The sequence below is a fragment of the Streptomyces cyslabdanicus genome (assembly GCF_052663305.1).
On record NZ_JBQRUW010000041.1, the window covers coordinates 64,905 to 80,924 of the forward strand.

General features: G+C 69.1%; 12 protein-coding genes and 3 pseudogenes. 6 read left to right on the top strand and 9 right to left on the bottom strand.

Features of this window, described 5'->3' with window-relative positions; translation table 11 throughout:
- Positions 1 to 127: 127 nt before the first annotated feature.
- Positions 128 to 271 (bottom strand): annotated as a pseudogene (locus tag ACTYVM_RS24220) (VOC family protein); the annotation flags it as partial.
- Between ACTYVM_RS24220 and ACTYVM_RS24225 the strand changes: the two are divergent.
- Positions 270 to 518, top strand: a pseudogene (locus ACTYVM_RS24225) (integrase core domain-containing protein); the annotation flags it as partial. The pseudogenes ACTYVM_RS24220 and ACTYVM_RS24225 sit on opposite strands and share 2 nt — an antisense overlap.
- Before the next feature lie 331 nt (positions 519 to 849).
- Here ACTYVM_RS24225 and ACTYVM_RS24230 read toward each other — a convergent pair.
- Together ACTYVM_RS24230 and ACTYVM_RS24235 are read right to left on the bottom strand one after the other, a co-directional pair.
- Entirely contained in the window at positions 850 to 1,878 is a 1,029-nt protein-coding gene (locus ACTYVM_RS24230) for an MFS transporter (protein WP_445527972.1), read from the bottom strand.
- Entirely contained in the window at positions 1,875 to 3,113 is a 1,239-nt protein-coding gene (locus ACTYVM_RS24235) for a metal-dependent hydrolase family protein (protein WP_445527973.1), read from the bottom strand. The genes ACTYVM_RS24230 and ACTYVM_RS24235 overlap by 4 nt, the downstream gene beginning before the upstream one ends.
- A 366-nt stretch (positions 3,114 to 3,479) precedes the next feature.
- Between ACTYVM_RS24235 and ACTYVM_RS24240 the strand changes: the two genes are divergently transcribed.
- Both ACTYVM_RS24240 and ACTYVM_RS24245 read left to right on the top strand, forming a co-directional pair.
- Complete coding sequence (locus tag ACTYVM_RS24240; protein WP_445527974.1) at positions 3,480 to 6,212, top strand: SpoIIE family protein phosphatase; 2,733 nt, start codon at positions 3,480 to 3,482, stop codon at positions 6,210 to 6,212.
- Positions 6,213 to 6,420: 208 nt separating this feature from the next.
- Positions 6,421 to 7,308 (top strand): peptidase inhibitor family I36 protein, encoded by an 888-nt coding sequence (locus tag ACTYVM_RS24245; RefSeq protein ID WP_445527975.1) that lies wholly within the window; start codon positions 6,421 to 6,423, stop codon positions 7,306 to 7,308.
- 404 nt (positions 7,309 to 7,712) lie between these two features.
- On the opposite strand, the gene ACTYVM_RS24250 is transcribed toward ACTYVM_RS24245, so the two are convergent.
- Both ACTYVM_RS24250 and ACTYVM_RS24255 read right to left on the bottom strand, forming a co-directional pair.
- A complete protein-coding gene (locus ACTYVM_RS24250) occupies positions 7,713 to 8,396 on the bottom strand; it encodes a 3-oxoacid CoA-transferase subunit B (protein WP_445527976.1) in 684 nt (227 codons plus the stop codon).
- Positions 8,396 to 9,199, bottom strand: a complete 804-nt coding sequence (locus ACTYVM_RS24255; protein ID WP_445527977.1) for a CoA transferase subunit A — start codon at positions 9,197 to 9,199, stop codon at positions 8,396 to 8,398. Before ACTYVM_RS24255 ends, ACTYVM_RS24250 begins: the two co-directional genes overlap by 1 nt.
- 182 nt (positions 9,200 to 9,381) lie before the next feature.
- Here ACTYVM_RS24255 and ACTYVM_RS24260 point away from each other — a divergent pair, with 182 nt between their 5' ends.
- From ACTYVM_RS24260 to ACTYVM_RS24270, 3 genes and pseudogenes are all read left to right on the top strand, one after another.
- Positions 9,382 to 10,167: an IclR family transcriptional regulator gene (locus ACTYVM_RS24260; protein ID WP_445527978.1), complete on the top strand. Its 786-nt coding sequence runs from the start codon at positions 9,382 to 9,384 to the stop codon at positions 10,165 to 10,167.
- 187 nt (positions 10,168 to 10,354) lie between these two features.
- Positions 10,355 to 10,672 (top strand): annotated as a pseudogene (locus ACTYVM_RS24265) (transposase); the annotation flags it as partial.
- Complete coding sequence (locus tag ACTYVM_RS24270) at positions 10,590 to 11,183, top strand: hypothetical protein (protein WP_445528054.1); 594 nt, start codon at positions 10,590 to 10,592, stop codon at positions 11,181 to 11,183. The pseudogene ACTYVM_RS24265 and the gene ACTYVM_RS24270, both read left to right, overlap by 83 nt.
- Positions 11,184 to 11,717: 534 nt before the next feature.
- On the opposite strand, the gene ACTYVM_RS24275 is transcribed toward ACTYVM_RS24270, so the two are convergent.
- The 4 genes from ACTYVM_RS24275 to ACTYVM_RS24290 form a co-directional block, all read right to left on the bottom strand.
- Positions 11,718 to 12,737 carry an IclR family transcriptional regulator gene (locus ACTYVM_RS24275; protein WP_445527980.1) on the bottom strand — a complete coding sequence of 340 codons (1,020 nt, stop codon included), beginning with the start codon at positions 12,735 to 12,737 and terminating at the stop codon, positions 11,718 to 11,720.
- Between the two features lie 316 nt (positions 12,738 to 13,053).
- Complete coding sequence (locus tag ACTYVM_RS24280; RefSeq protein ID WP_365776349.1) at positions 13,054 to 13,443, bottom strand: cupin domain-containing protein; 390 nt, start codon at positions 13,441 to 13,443, stop codon at positions 13,054 to 13,056.
- A 66-nt stretch (positions 13,444 to 13,509) separates the two neighbouring features.
- Positions 13,510 to 14,625 carry a sugar phosphate isomerase/epimerase family protein gene (locus ACTYVM_RS24285; RefSeq protein WP_445527981.1) on the bottom strand — a complete coding sequence of 372 codons (1,116 nt, stop codon included), beginning with the start codon at positions 14,623 to 14,625 and terminating at the stop codon, positions 13,510 to 13,512.
- 9 nt (positions 14,626 to 14,634) lie between these two features.
- A complete protein-coding gene (locus ACTYVM_RS24290) occupies positions 14,635 to 15,996 on the bottom strand; it encodes an FAD-binding oxidoreductase (RefSeq protein WP_445527982.1) in 1,362 nt (453 codons plus the stop codon).
- Positions 15,997 to 16,020: the final 24 nt, after the last annotated feature.

Below are 16,020 nucleotides of genomic sequence, written 5' to 3' on the forward strand. Positions count from 1 at the left end.
GACGTCGGCCGTCAAGACCGAGCTGTGGTCTCGACGGCCGACGTGTCGTAGGGGTGGGGACGAGTTCGGCCGTCTCCACCTGGACAAGGTCGGCGCGGAGAAGCGGTGCCGCAGGATCTGACAGGCGTCAGTCTCCGGCCGAGGTGGCGGCGACGCAGAACTCGTTGCCCTCCGGGTCGGTCGTCACCACGTGGTGCCCCTCGAACTCCTCCAGGACGGCCCCGCCCGCCTTCGCCGACCTCGCGAACTCAGCTCTGATCCGCGCCCACCGCGCCCGTACCGGACGCCCGCCGACCAAGGCGGCGCTCAAGAAGCTGGTCCTGCAGCTCGCGCGCGAGAACGCACAGTGGGGCCACCGGCGGATCCAGGGCGAGCTGGCCCGTCTCGGACACCCGATCGCTGCCTCCACGGTCTGGGAGATCCTTCACGCGGCGGGCATCGGCCCGGCCCCGCGCCGTGCTGGCCCGACTTGGAGGGAGTTCCTCACGAACCAGGCCGAGGGCATCATCGCCTTCGACTGTCACGGGCGGTTCCTTGTTGACGGGTCGACAGTAGGGAACGAACGGGGGCTCGGCGGTGGCCAATTACGGGGTGATGCGTGAGGCCACTTGCCGGGTGCGGGGGGGTTGTCACCCCCCCCCCGGCACGGCCGGCACCCCCCCCCCAGTGTTCGGTGGCAAATGATGGGGTGGTGTGTGGGGCCATTTGCCGGGGGTGGTGGGTCCGCCGCACCCGGCCGGGCGCGGCGGACCCGCCGTGCCGGGTGTCAGCCCGCGTCGGCCGCGGGTACGGGGCCGGCTCCCTGTCGGTGCGGGGTCCGGGTCCGCAGCCGCGCTCCGAGCACGACGGTCAGCAGGCCGACCGCCGCGAGAGGGGCCTCGAACTGGCCGAGCGGGTCCACCGCGTCGGCCCCGCCGTGCGCCAGGACCCGGCCGCCGATGAAGCCGCCGAGCGAGATGCCGATGAACGTGGCCGAGGAGGTTCAGGGAGAGCAGGAGCGGCCCCGACTCGGGTGCGATCGCGAACAGCCGGTGCTGCTGCGGCGGCTAGGTGGCCAACGCCGTCACGCCCCAGGCCGCCATGCCCACGCTCGCGCCGGCCAGCGTGTCCCGGGTCAGGGGCACTGTCATCAGGACGGCAACGAGACCGGCGACCGACACCACCAGGAGGCGTCGGCCCCCAGCGGTCGGTGGCCCGCCCGCCGATCATGCTGCCGCACACCGCGAACACTCCGAAGACCAGCAGCAGCACGGCGAGCGTGGTGCCGTCGCCGTCGGTCGCCGGGGCGCGGACCGCGCCGATGTACGTCAGCGCGAAGTGGCCGCCCGTCAGGAAGGCGAGCGTGGTGAGCACCGTGACCAGCACCCGCGGATCGCGCGCCAGGGCGAGCCGGGCCACGAGTCCGGGCGCGGCGGGCAGCCGCACCGGGCGCAGTCCGCCGGCGACGGCGACGGCGCACACCGCGCCGAGTCCGGCCAGCAGCCAGAACGTGACGGACCAGTGCAGTTCGGCGGCCGACGCGGAGGCGGCCGGGACGTAGAGGGCGACCCCGGCCGCGGTCACGATCCGCGCCGCGAGGAGTGCGCCGAGCCCCGTCGAGAGGGCGGAGGCGACGTTCCCGATGGCGAACACGGTCAGGGAGACGACGAGGACGGAGCGGCGCTCCAGGCGTCCGGTGAGCGCTCCGAGCACGGGGGCGACGACGGCGTAGGTGAGCGCGAAGAGGGTGCTCACCCAGACGGCGTCGGCCAGACTTGTTCCGAGGTCCCGGGCGACTTCGGGCAGCGCTCCCGCCACCACGAAGGTGTCGGTGCCGATGGCGAACGCGCCGACGGCGAGCAGCGGCGTCACGGGGAGGCGGGCTCGGGTTCCGGTCATCGCACGGCTCCCGCGGGGGCCGGGGTGCCGTCGGGCTGGGCGTGCCGCTGTGTGCCGGTCCTGAAGGGCTCGGTGCTGCCCGCGACGGGGGTGCCGCCCAGGAGGACCAGTTCGATGCCTCCCGGCCGGCTCAGGACGGAGATGTCCTGGGCAGGGTCGCCGTTCGTCACGACGAGGTCGGCGAGGCGTCCGGCCTGCACCGTGCCCGCGTCGTCGCCGCGTCCCGCGAGCCGGGCCCCGTTGGCGGACGCCCAGGTGAGCACGGTCGGTGCGGGGATGCCCGCCGTCTCGACGTACAGTTCAAGCTCCTTGGCGTAGGTGCCGTGCGGGGTCCAGGCGAAACCGAAGTCGTCGCCCGCCACAATCGGAATGCCGAGCTCGACCATGATCGGCAGGATGCGCAGGGTGTTGGCGACCTCGGCCTCGAACTCCAGCGTCTCCAGATATTCGGTGGTCTTGCCGTGCTGGGTTCCGGTGGTGAGCAGCATGTGTGGCTGGTAGAGGCTCGGTACGACGAAGATGCCGCGCTCGGCGATGGCGTGCAGGGCCTCGTCGTCGGCGTAGGTGGCATGGTCGATGACGTCGACCCCAGCCGCGATGGCGTTGCGGATGCCGTCGAGCCCTCGGGAATGGGCGCGGATCAGGGCTCCGTGCTCGTGCGCGGTGCGCGCCGCGATCTTCAGTTCTTCGGGGGTGAAGAGGAGTTCGTGGGAGCGCCCGTTGGGGAAGGTGTCGTCGCCCGAGGAGAAGACCTTGACGATCTCAGCGCCTTGCGCGATCTCCGTGGCGACGTACTCCGCCATCTCCTCCGGGGTGTCCGCCAGCCGCATGAGATCGGTCGGGATGCGCTTCTTGACCTCGGGGTTGCGGCGCTCGGGCGGTCCGGACACCATCAGGTCCCGGCTGCACGGCGTGATCCGGGGGCCGCGCAGCTCGCCCCGGTCGACGGCGCGGCGCAGCGCCATGTCGAGGCCGGAGACCGAGCCGGCGCCCACGAAGGCGGTGTAGCCGAGGGCCAGCAGGTTCTCGGCGTTGCGCGCGGCGGCGAGGGTGAGGTCGGGGACGGAGTACTTGAACAGCACCTCGCGTCCGTCGAGGACGTTCAGATAGGCGATGTGGGTGTGCCCGAGAGTCATGCCGGGCATCACGGTCCGCCCGTCGAGGTCGAGCACGTCGATGCCGGGGGCGTTCAGCGGGGCGAGCCGCCTCGGGCAGCACGGGTTCAATCTGCGCACAACACATAACCCCAGCTCACACCCCCCGACCCACCCACTGGAACCGTTCACCCGGCCTCTCAACAAGCCAGCAACACACCAGGTCAGCCAAAGCCCGATACACCAACACCCCCCTCCGAACGTCAATACGGCTTGACCTGCAGCGACGACTTTCCGAGCCCCACAGGGCGTTCGCCTGGGTGGACGACGAGGTGACGCGGCGGGACCTGGACTGAGTCCGCGGCCACCACAGCGGGCCCGCGTATCCGCGCTGGATCCACCCGGGCATCGGACTGACGGGGGAGGACTTCGAGGCACTCGCCGTGTGGGCCCACGGCCGCGGTGACGCCACGCCCGGTGGCAAGCGGTAAGGGCTGGGGGGACGCTATGGCTGTGGACCGGAACGGCGAAGGCCAGACATCGCCGCGCGCAGACGCCGCGCTGCTTCAGCATATGATGGCCGCGCTCAGCGCCGGGGTGTACATCCTGGACGACAAGTCGCACATCATCTGGGTCAATCCGCGTGCCGAGACCCTGCTCGTGCGGTCCGCCGTCGACATGATCGGCCACGACAGCCATGATCTGCTGCATCGCGGACCCGGGGGCGGCACCTCCCCGCGCCACGCCTGCCGTCTGCTCGGCGCCTTCCTCAGCGGCACCACCGCGCACTCGGACGAGTGGTTCGAACGAGGCGACGGCGCCGTCATCCACGTGGCCTGTCTGGGCGTGCCCTACCGGACGCAGGACAGCACGAACGGCGGAGCCGTGATCTTCTACGAGCACCCGCCGCGCGAAGCTCCGGCCGCCGAGTCCTCCGACGCCGCGGCAGAGCTGTCGGACGTCATCGGCCGTCTCACGCTGGTCGCGGAGATCACCACCGTGCTCACCTCGACCCTGGACTCGCACGAGACGCTGCGTCGACTGGTCCGGCTGCTCGTCCCCCAGCTGGGTGACTGGGCTGTGCTGGACCTCCTGGGCGAGAGCGGGGAGGTGCAGCGCGTGGCCGTCGTCCACCATCACCACGGCGCATATATAAACGCGGAGGAGTTCGAGGGCCCCATGCCGCCGGTCTCGGAGACCGAGAACATGCCGCTCGCGCGGGTGCTGCGCGGCGTCCTCCCGGTGATCGTGAGCCCTGCGGACTACGAGGGTTCCCTCGATACCGGCATCGCGGTCCAGCAGCGCGATCTCATCCGGGCGACCGGTATCCGCTCCGCTGTCATCGCGCCGCTGCACGGTCTGGGCGGGGTGGTGCTGGGCGCGCTGACTGTCGGCCGCGCCGAGCAACCGCAGCCGTACGGCCCGGCCGAGCTCACCCTGGTGGACGACATCGCCCGCCGGGCTGGACTGGCGGTGGACAACGCCCGCTTGTACGAACAGCAGCGGCGAGCCCAGGGACGGTTGGAGTTGCTCTATGAGGCCGGGATGCGGATCGGCACCACGCTGGACGTGCGACGCACGGCCGAGGAACTTACGCAGGTGGTCGTCCCGCGGTTCGCCGACATTGCCACCGTCGAGCTGCTCGATCCGGTGCCGCGGGGAGACGAGCCGACCGGAAAACGCACCCAGCTGCGCCGTACCGCGGTCAGCTCTGGGCTCACCGGTCAGCCCCTCTACCCGGTCGGCGAGCTGATCAGTTTCGCGCCGCCCACACCGCATGCATCCGCCGTGGAACACGGGCACGCGGTACTCGAGAGGGACCTCGAGGCCGCCCACGGCTGGCGGGCGTGGGATCCCCAGCAGGCCGGGAAGATCCTGGCATGCGGCCTCCACTCGCTGATCGCGGTGCCGCTACAGGCCCGGGGTGTCATGCTGGGGCTGGCCACCTTCTGGCGGGCGAGGAAGGAGCCTTTCGCAGAGGAGGACCTGTCCCTGGTCGAGGAGCTGGCCGCCCGGGCGGCGGTGTGTATCGACAACGCCCGCCGCTACACCCGCGAGCACGCCATGGCCGTCACCCTGCAACGCCGCTTGCTCCCCCTGGGCCTGCCCGAGCAGGATGCCCTGGAAGTGGCCTACCGGTACCTGCCCGCGCAGGCTGGAGTGGGCGGGGACTGGTTCGACGTCATCCCCCTGCCAGGAACTCGTGTCGCCCTGGTCGTGGGCGACGTGGTCGGACACGGCCTGCACGCCGCCGCCACCATGGGTCGGCTGCGCACCGCGGTGCACAACTTCTCCGCCCTGGACCTGCCCCCCGACGAGCTCCTCGCCCACCTCGATGATCTGGTCACCCGGGTCGACCAGGAGCAGACCGGCACGGACGAGGGGGCGGGGACGGGCGTCACCGGAGCCACCTGCCTGTACGCGATCTACGATCCCGTCTGCGGCCGCTGCAGCGTGGCCCGGGCCGGTCACCCGGGGCCCGCACTTGTCCGCCCCGACGGCATCGTCTCCTTGCCTGACATCCCCGGTTCCCCGCCCCTGGGTCTCTGCGGCGGCCTGCCCATCGAGGTCACTGAGCTGCAGCTTGCCCAGGGCTCCCACCTGGTGCTGTTCACCGACGGACTCGTCGAGGACCGCCACCGCGACTTCGATGCCGGCCTCATGCTGCTCCTTGACACGCTGAGCGGCACCGCTACCCAGACTCCGGAGGAGACCTGCCAGACCGTCTTCAACACCATGGTCCCCGACCGCCCTCGCGACGACGTCGCGCTCCTGGTGGCCCGCACCGGCATGCTGGACCCAGCTCAGGTCGCTGACTGGGACGTCCCCTCCGACCCAGCCGCCGTTGCAGCAGTCCGCGGCGAATGCGGCCGGCAGCTACAAGTGTGGGGCCTGGAAGACATTCAGTTCACCGCCGAGCTCATCCTCAGCGAACTGATCACCAATGCCATCCGATACGGGACTCAGCCCATCCACGTGCGGCTCCTACGCGACCGCAACCTGATCTGCGAGGTCTCCGACGGCTCCAGCACCTCCCCCCACCTACGCCGGGCCGAAACCACCGACGAAGGCGGACGCGGGCTCTTCCTGGTCGCCCAATTCGCTCAGGGCTGGGGCACCCGCTACACCCCGCACGGCAAGATCATCTGGACCGAACAGCCCCTACACGCTGGGGCAGCAGAACCCATCGAGCAGCCCAGCGACATCCTCCTCGACCAATGGAGCGACGAAGCGTTTTAGCTTGACTCTGACGCGTAAGTAACTGCAGGTGGGTGCTCTCTCGGGCAGGGGTATCGGCCCGGTCGGAGTCGTCTCCGCCGGGCTTCGGCCACGCTCGTTCATACAGCGGCGTCCATCGGGTCGAGGGTGACGCGGTAGCCGAGTTCGTTCAGCCGGGAGACGGCTCGGCGTGCGGCCCGTTCGGGATCCCGTTGCTGTGGACGGTGGCGTGAAGGATCTGTCCTCTGCAATCCGTGACCGCGGAAGCTCCATCCGGAACAACTCCGACCGCGCCGCCCACGTCTGGGAAAATCGCAACTACAGCGGCCGGTGGGTCCCCCCAGCAGCCGAGACCTCATCCTCGGCCCATGAGAGGCCAGCGGTCGTGCCCCCTCACGCTGGGCAAGGACCGCTGACGAACTGGCGGCACCGGGCGTCACGCAGGACCGACTCAGGCATCAGCCGGCCGCGTGGACCCCGGGCCGACAACCGGAAAGCCTTGGCCTCCGCTCCGGCTCGGGGTCCGCGGAGCGGAGGCCAGCTTCCTCCATCGTGCGGGCCGATGGCCGACTTCCGGTTGCGGCGCGCGGCGGCCGACGTCAGGCGGCACTCCCCCGCGTGGGGACCAGACAAGACGTGCGAGCGGTGGGAGACGGGGAGGGGCTGCAGGCCGTGCGCTCTTTGGGCCTGTGGCGATGCCGAGTGCCCTTGGGCGGTCCCACGCCACGTGCGCGGAGCGCGGGACCGCTACGCCCCAGCTGTCTGTCCGAGCCGGGCACTGACCACCCTACGAAGGCACCTGGCGACACGCACGCCGAACGCAGCACCTGAGCGGCCCCTCCCCGCATGCGGCCGCCTGGCCGCCCTCAACCAGCTCGGCCAGTCCCGTTGGTCCCGTTGGGCCCGCCGGCCGGAACGCGTGGGTAACCGGTCGTCATCCCGGCCCCTGGGCGTCGTGGCCTCGGCAGTCGTCCATGGCAGCATCGTGTGTGCACTGTTGTTCGGTACCGGCTGCCGCGCGCCTGCAACACTGATCGAACGCGGACGTGGCGCTCGCGGCCATCGTGTTGAAGACGGCCGAGCCGATCGACCCGCCCCACCTGCTGAGCCGAGTTGACGGCGGCGGAAGCGACACCGGAGTACCGGGGCGGCATGTTTGAGGTGACGCCGGTCATGACGGCCAGGAAGCTGCCGCCCATCCCCACGCTGAACATGACCAGCGACGGCACGACCTGCGAGAGATGGGTGGAGTCCTGCCGCAGCCAAGGGGAGTCGGAGCAGCCCACAGGCCGAGGTGGTCAGGCCCGACATCCTGATCACCCATGGGCCCAGGCGCGGCAGCAGACGGGTGCCGCGCTGAGTGGCGGCCGTAGTGGTCAAGCTGATCGGCAGGAAGCCCAGGCCGCTCGCCATGGGCGAGCGGTGCAGAACCTTCTGCACGTAGTAGGTGGGAAAGAGGGAGGCCGCCAGCTGGGTTGTCACTGGCCACGGACCTGAAACGGTGACCCGTGAAGTACGGGACTATAGTGCCTCGCTGACGTCGAGCTTCGGCCCGGTCTTCTCCCGTACCTCGTCGACGGTGACACCGGGGGCAAGCCCCACGAGGCGAAGGACGCGGGGGCCCAGGGTCCCCGGGCGTGCCTGCTCGCCGGTGGCGGGGTCGATGACATCGATGACGGCGAGGTCGGTGATGATGCGCTGGACCACGCGCCGCCCCGTGTAGGGGAGCGTGCACTCCTCGACGATCTTGTGGCTGCCGTCGCGGGCGACGTGCTCCATGAGGACGATGACCTTGCGGGCGCCGTGGACGAGGTCCATGGCGCCGCCCATGCCCTTGACCATCTTCCCCGGGATCATCCAGTTGGCGATGTCGCCCTGGGCCGAGACCTGCATGGCGCCGAGGACCGCGGCGTCGATCTTGCCGCCGCGGATCATGCCGAAGCTGGTAGCGGAGTCGAAGTAGGACGCCCCGCGGCGGGCCGTGACGGTCTCCTTACCGGCGTTGACCAGGTCCGGGTCTACCGCGTCGGCGGTTGGGTAGGGGCCCACGCCGAGGATGCCGTTCTCCGACTGCAGGACCAGTTCGACGTCGTCGGCCACGTGATTGGGCACCAGGGTGGGCAGCCCAATCCCGAGGTTGACGTAGGAGCCGTCGGTCAGCTCGGCTGCCGCCCGGGCGGCCATCTCGTCCCGTGTCCAGGCCATCAGCCCGTCACCTCCGCCTTGATGCTGCTCGCGCCGGGCGCGGTGGTGGTGCGCTTCTCGATGCGCTTGTCGGCGGCCTGCTCCGGGGTCAGGGCGACCACCCGCCGCACGTACACGCCGGGGGTGTGGATCTCGCCTGGGTCCAGCGCGCCGGGTTCGACGAGTTCTTCGACCTCGGCGATCGTGATGCGGCCGCACATGGCTGCGAGGGGGTTGAAGTTCTGCGCCGCGGCTCGGTAGACGAGGTTGCCATGGCGGTCGCCCTTCCAGGCGCGGACCAGTGCGAAGTCGGCGACGATGGCCTGCTCCAGGACGAACTCCTTGTCGCCCTCGGGGGTGGGGAACACGCGGACCTCCTTGGCCGGGGAGGCCAGGGCCACGTTGCCGTCGGTGTCGTAGCGCCAGGGCAGGCCTCCGTCGGCGACCTGGGTGCCGACGCCGGTGGCCGTGTAGAAGGCAGGGATGCCGGCGCCTCCGGCGCGCATTCGCTCGGCCAAAGTGCCCTGCGGGGTGAGTTCGACCTCGAGCTCGCCCGCAAGGTACTGCCGGGCGAACTCCTTGTTCTCCCCGACATAGGAGGAGACGGTGCGGCGCAGTCGCCTCCTTCCTAGGAGCAGGCCCAGACCCCACTCGTCCACGCCGCAGTTATTGGAGACCGCCTCGAGCTGGTCGGGGCCTTGCTCCAGCAGCGCCCCGATCAGCACGGAGGGGATCCCGCACAGGCCGAAGCCGCCTACGGCAATGGTTGCGCCTGAGCCGATGTCGGCCACGGCCTGCGTGGCGCTCGCTACCACCTTGTCCACCCGACGTCCACTCCTCGGACTAACGACCCTTGGATGACTGCCCGCGCTGGTGCGGGCGCAACGATGGAAGAACTTCTCTGCTTGCCGGGTCAAGGTAGATCTGCTCATCTATGTGGGGTTGCTCGCTCCCAGAGACAGGTCCGGGGCAAGCGTTCACTGAGTAGACGCCTAGACTGCTGTCCGTGGATGCTCCTTCCTCGGTCGTCAGCCGTGCTGCCGCGGTGCTTCGCGCGCTCTCCCAGAGCGATCCGGGTGGCGCCACCACGGCTTCACTGGGACGCCGGGCCGGCCTGCCCAGGCCGACGACGCACCGTCTGCTGAGTGCGCTGCAAGGTGAGGGCTTCATCGACCGCACCGCCGACGGGCGGTGGGTGCTGGGGCCCGAGCTCTTCCTGCTGGGAGCGGCGGCGTCCTCGCGCTACGACATGACCGAACAGGCTCGGCCCGTGTTGCGGCGCCTGGCGCAAGCCACGGGTGAGAGCGCGTTCTTCTCGGTCCGCCGGGGGGACGAGACTGTCTGCTTGATGCGCGAGGACGGAAGCTTCCCGATCCGGTCCTTCGTACTGTACGAGGGGCTCCGGCTCCCCCTCGGCGTGGCCTCGGCAGGGCTGGCGATCCTCGCGTTCCTGCCCGACCCGTGGGTGGCCGCCCATCTGGAGACCAGCGAGCTGGTCTCCGCCTGGGGCGAGAGCCATGCCCCCGAACCGCTGCTGCGCCGACTCCAGGCCACCCGGAAGGAGGGCTACTCGACCAATCCCGGCCTCCTGGTGGAGGGGAGCTGGGGCATGGGCGCTGCGGTGTTCGACGCGCAGGGACGCCCCACCGGGGCGCTCTCCCTGACCGGAATCGAGCAGCGCTTCTCCGCCGGCCGTAGGCCCCAGTTGGGCCGGTTGCTGCTGGACGAGGCCCATCGCCTGACCGGTCTCCTCGCCCGGGGCGGTTCGCAGCCGCGCCCGCCGCGGCTATAGAGCAATGCCGGGACTCTGTTGGTGACGTTGTCGGGGTGCTGACACCTGGTCCGGTGGGTGCTTGTCTGGTGGGAGCGGGGCGGTGGCGGCGGTGGAGGTGGTCGCGATGTCGCTGCGGCCGGAGAACCATCAGAGGGTCCCGGTCAGGACGGTATGAACAGCGCGGGCAGCGTGTCCGAACGGCACTCCGGCGATGCTGATCAGGGATCGGTTGGATGTGCTGTTCGAGGACGAGGAGTTCGCCGGACTGTATCCCTCCGACGGCAGGCCGGGGCTGTCGCCGGGGCAGCTGGCGCTGGTGTCGCTGCTGCAGTTCGCGGAGAACCTGTCCGACCGGGCTGCGGCGGACGCAGTGCGGACCAGGACCGACTGGAAGTACGCGCTGGTGCCGGGAGCTGGACGATCCCGGGTTCGACTACTCGGTGCTGTGCGAGTTTCGGGCCCGGCTGGCCGAGAACGGCGCTGCCGACCGGATGCTGGAGGCGATGCTGCAGCGTGTGAGTGAAGCCGGCCTGCTCAAGGCTGGGGGCCGACAGCGTACCGACGCCACCCACGTGCTGGCCACGGTGCGTTTCCTCAGCCGCCTGGAGCTGGTCGGGGAGACGCTGCGGGCTGCTTTGGAGGAGCTTGCCGAGCCCGCCCCCGACTGGCTGACTGCGCTGATCGCACCGGAGTGGGGCAAGCGCTACGGGCGGAAGGTGGAGATCGGCAAGCTACCTGGCGGAAAGGCGGCGGTGACCGAGCGGGCCGAGCAGACCGGCCGGGACGGGCCGACGATTCTCGCCGCTGCCCGGGCCGCATCCGCCCCGCCTCATCTGCGGCTGTTGCCGCAGATGGAGATCCTGCGCCAGGTGTGGGACCATCGCTACTACTGGGATGCGCACGGGCGCCTGCGCTGGCAGGACACAGCCACGCCCTGCCACCGGCTCACCTGCGCTTCGGCTCCCCCCACGACACCGAGGCGCACTGCTGCGTCAAACGGGACACCGCCTGGAGCCGCTACCGTGTCCATCTGACCGAGACTTGCGACAAAGAGCGCCCCGAGCTGGCGGTTCACCTGGCCACCACGCACTCGATCGTGCAGGACGTCGAGATGACCGCCGTCATCCACGACGACCTCGCCAAGCGGGAGTTACTGCCGCGCGAGCACGTCGTGAACAGCGGATACGTCACCCCGGCGCACATCGAGCGGTTTCCTCGCTTCTGGCCCGGGCGATCGCCGGGCGTAAGCAGGCTGCACGGCAGTCACCGTGCAAGGAGGACGACCGTGCAGCCTGTCCAACTCAGTCTGCTCCCCGAGCAGGTATCGCCGCCACGGAACCAGTATCGAATGCCCGGGCGCAGCCGAAGAAGGTCGCCGGCAGGTTGAACTGCTCGAGCAGCCTCTGCAGTCGCCAGATGCCTGCCCGAGCGCCGTAATCGAAGATCGGCTCCGTCGCGGGGGCGGAGTCCGGCTGGCCCGGCTGGGCCTGCCCGGGCCGAGCACCGTACGCGCTGGGGTCGTTGCAGGCCGCCTTGGCGACGCGGCGAGCGTTTCCCCGCCGGACGGCTCACGCCCATTCCTGTTTCGCGACGAGGTCCCGCAGCGCCAGCAGTGCCCGTGCGCACTCCTCCTCGCGGCCGTGGAAGCGCTGAGCCGGCACAGGGACGCTCACCGCCATCTGCTGGCCCGCCACTTCGAAGGCCACGCCCGCCGCGCAGATGCCGTCGCACTGCTCTTCATAGTCGTAGGCGACTTGGGTCTCGCGGATCTCCTTCACCTGTTCCAACAGGTCAGGGAACTTGATGATGGTATGCGACGTGAGAGCCGGCAGCCGCCGCGGAACGAGCTGACGCATGCGGCTCGACGTGAGCGTGGCCAGGATCGCCTTCCCCGGGGCACAGGAGTGCAGGGGGAAGCTCTCCCCCACCGCGCTCGCCGCGCGCAGGCGATGGGGCGCTTCCACCTGGTCGAGAAACGTGATCACCCCTCCGTTCAGCACCGACAGGTCCACGGTCTCCACCAGACCAGCGGAGAGGTCGAGCAGGAAAGGGCGCAGGAGCCTCACGACGTCGCGGGTGCTGGCTTCGGCGAGACGGGCGATCTCCGGCCCCAGCCGGTAGCGTCCACGCACGCCCTTGCTCGACACGACGAGTTCCTCGTCCTCCAGGGCACTCAGGATCCTGTGGATGGTGGTCCGGGGAAGGCCGAGCCGATGGGCCAGGTCGGACTGGGTCAGCCCCCCGGGAGTCTCCCGGATCGTACGGAGTATCTGGGCGGCCCGCGAGATCACCTGGATACCGCTGTGGCTCCGTGCGCTCGTCTCGTCGGATCGTAAGGTCATTTCCCCATCCTGCCCCTGTGCACGGATCACCACGGAACTCCCGGCGGGCGGGTGTCCCGGTGCCAGGCGATGAACAGCGAGGCAGGTGAACTCGTTGCAGATGTGCTGCAGCAGCGCCCCGGCCAGCTCCGTGGGGACGGCCTCCTCCGACCAGCCCGGGAGCGGCTCCGGTGGCCGGAAAATACCGCCCGAGGGCGAGGCGGCGGCGCATCGCCGGCCTCCGTGCGCCATCGACAGGTTGACCACGCCCCCTGTGTCATGGTCAGCCACTGCCGACGCCGCGCAGACCCGCTGGCGGACCGCCTCCGGCCCTGGGCCCACACCACCACAGGTGATCCCATCAATCACCGGCCCTCGAGATCTCCCCACATCCGAGGCCGGTGGCCTCAGCCTCCCCGTACGCATCGGCTTCGACGTCGCGCCGCGCGGCGAGGTGAGGCCTGCGCGGCGCGAAGCGGAGCTCCTCGTGCGACAGGTCGGGCAACACCGCCGGTTCACCTCACCAAGCCCGGAAGATCAGCCGCTCAGCTGAGCTTTCACACCGGGAGGCCGGTTGCGTCGATCAGGTTTCGCCGAAACTCAACTGATACTTCCGAGCGTTCTCAGTCGTCGTGTGAATGACCAGCATCCGTGCCGGATCTGTTGATTCATTCATCACTTCAATCGTCTCGTCCTCTGCGACCAGTACGGAGTCATAGCGCCCGAGGAGAACATCCTGCCCCTGCCCCTTGAACCTGAGTTCACCGTCGGTCACCAGATAGACGGCGGCGCCGTTCTTCCCCGCGACACGGTCCACCTTGCACCCAGGAAGATACGTGGCCAACGCGATCCAAAACCCCGGGTCGCTCGTCTTGTCAAGCCCCTGCAGGCGCACCCTGTGATACGCGGCGTTGTCCTTCGCGCCGGGCGGCACCGGATAGCTGCGCGCATCCGCTACTCGGCTCAGTTCCATGCTACATCTCCAAACAAGTCTTGTGATCAGTCAAGTCGGGCATCTGGCATCGGGATGGACAGAGCGTCACTCGACGTTCTTTTCCGTAGGAGCCGTTCCGGCCTGAAGGTTTGAGACCACTTCACCGAGGGCGCCGATCCTACCGAGACATTTCCGCAGGTGTTCGGCAGAATCAAGGATGAACTCGTCCGACCGCGCGTCCGACACAGGATGTCGGAGCGCTTCGGCGCCGAGCGCGTCCCCGGACGCTACGCGTGCCTCATATTCGTTTGCCATCCTGACTATCTGGGACAATTCCTCGACAGTCATGTCGGGGTGCGCTGCCAGCCATACCGGGTTGTGGATGTAGAGAGGGAGTTCTCCGTTTGTGCGTGTGACTCCCTCGATGGAGAGGGTCAGGCGCGGCGCGCGCTCGATGAGCGTCGCCAGGATGTGCTCCCACCTCATCACACCGTCGCCGCAAGGAAGCAGGAAGCGCGCGATTCCCTCCGGAGTGTGGAACAGGCCGGCGTCTCGGATCTGGGTGGCGCGTACGTACGGCGCCAGTCTCGTGGCCGCGGCATGCGGATCCTCGCCTCGCACCAGCACGTTCGCCGTGTCGAACGTGACCCCGAGAACATCGGGGCCGCAGTGCTCGACCAGGCGGACCAGTTCGAACGAGGTTATTTCTTCGTGGGTTTCGACATTGAGGTGAACGCCGAGGTCCCTGAGGGCAGGCGAGATGGTTCCGACGAACTTACGAGTGGCGTCGAGTTGATTCTGCCACTTCACGTCGGTACGAAACCGGTCACACGCATAGAGGCCGGCTATGCGGAACTGGTAATTGGCGGTGTAGGTCCACAGTTCGCGGATGTCGATGGCGGCGCAGGCGTCGATCATCCGCATGAGCCCCGCGGCGTAGTCTCCGTCGCCCAGCACCCGGATCTCTGGAGACTCCGGGCTGGCGAACGGGTTGATGGTGGCGATACCGGCCTCGAGGTACAGGCCGCAGTCACGCGCGTGGTCCGCGACGTCACGCATCTCGACCGGGTCAAGCGTCCGACTGAGTTCGAAAGCAGATCTGAAGAAGACCCCGTCCAAGCCGAACGTGGCGGCTCGGTCGAGTGTCCAGTGAGGACCGCCTTCGTGCGCGCCCGTAAGCTTGCTGCTGTCCAGTCCGACCGGAATGTGCTGCGATGTCATGTCGTCGGCCTAGGCGAGGTCCACCAGGCCACGTCGGAACACGTTGTTCGGATCGTAGACCTTCTTGACCGCGGCGAGACGTTCGTACTTGTCTCCGTAGACCAGCCGCGCAAGCTGTTCGTCGCCCTGGACGCTCGTGAAGTTGATGTAGGTACTTCCCTGATACTTCCCCAGCTGGTCGGAGAACTCCTGGGCCCACGCCACCAGTTCGGTCTTCTCGGATGCGAATTCCCAGTCCGCGCCGACGTTCGCACCCCACTGGTCCTTGCGCTCGGTCATCGAGGTCGAGTCCGGGTCGACCCGGGAGTTCGCGCCGCCACCGGTCTGGATCTCGAAGGGGCACTGCATCTGCGGTGCGATATTCGCATGTGCCTGAAGATGCCGGCCAGGATACCGATCCGAGTAGTCGATCATCGTCTCGAAGGCTGCGTCGGGCAGAGCAGTCAGGTAGGAGTGCTTCCAGTAGTGCCCGACCCCGTATCGGAACTCGTCGTCGCAGGCGTGCTGCAGCCGGACGTGCGGCACCTGGTACGACTGGGACCACACGGGCTCCGCGGCCCTGAACATCGGCTCGGTGACCCGGAAGGACTCGTTCTCGTCGCCGTAGTGAACAGTCGTGATGTTCAGCACCGGGCGGCCGCGGTGGGGCGTGGGAATCTGCGACCAGTAGGGGGGCACCTCAAGGAGGCGCGCATACGTCGTGACCGAGTCCGGCGCCGTCATCGCCCAGTCGCGGAAGAACTGGAGCACCGAGAGCCGGTCATCGGCTGCGAAGAATGCCTGCCGTACGTGTGCCTCGCCGGGCACCGGCACGTGACGGAACGTGAAGGACGTGACGATCCCGAAGTTGTGCCCCGCGCCCTTGAGGGCCCAGAAGAGGTCGGCGTGCTCGTCGGCCGATGCAGTCACGATCTCCCCGCTCGCGAGGACGACCTGTGCTGACACCAGGTAGTCAGCGGTTGCGCCCAGGAGACGGGAGAGGTAACCGGCCCCGCCCCCGAGCGTCAGACCTGCGACGCCCGTATGCGACACGACGCCAGCCGGGACGACGACACCGCGATCGGCCGCGGGCCGGTCCACATCGCCCCAGCGGCAGCCGCCCCCTACCGTGACCAGCTCGCGGTCGTGGTGAAACCGGACCTGGTTCAGGGGCCCCATGTCCAGCATCACGGCGTCGTCCATGACCGCCGTACCCGCGAGGTTGTGACCACCACCGCGCACAGTGACATCGACGTCGTTGTCGAGACACCATCGCAGCGCCTTCGCGACATCCGTCGCCGATGCGCAGCGGACGATCGCCGCAGGCTTACGGTCGACGTCGGCGTTCCAGACGCGGCGGGCCACATCGTAGGACGGGGCGCCCGGCAGCACGAGTGGCTGTGAGACCAGAGAGGC

What these genes read in the sequence shown, in the direction of transcription:
- ACTYVM_RS24250 (WP_445527976.1), bottom strand. Translation starts at nt 8,396, where the DNA reads ATGGCCTGGACACGGGACGAGATGGCCGCCCGGGCGGCAGCCGAGCTG.
- ACTYVM_RS24285 (WP_445527981.1), bottom strand. Translation starts at nt 14,625, where the DNA reads ATGACATCGCAGCACATTCCGGTCGGACTGGACAGCAGCAAGCTTACG.
- ACTYVM_RS24280 (WP_365776349.1), bottom strand. Translation starts at nt 13,443, where the DNA reads ATGGAACTGAGCCGAGTAGCGGATGCGCGCAGCTATCCGGTGCCGCCC.
- ACTYVM_RS24230 (WP_445527972.1), bottom strand. Translation starts at nt 1,878, where the DNA reads ATGACCGGAACCCGAGCCCGCCTCCCCGTGACGCCGCTGCTCGCCGTC.
- ACTYVM_RS24240 (WP_445527974.1), top strand. Translation starts at nt 3,480, where the DNA reads ATGGCTGTGGACCGGAACGGCGAAGGCCAGACATCGCCGCGCGCAGAC.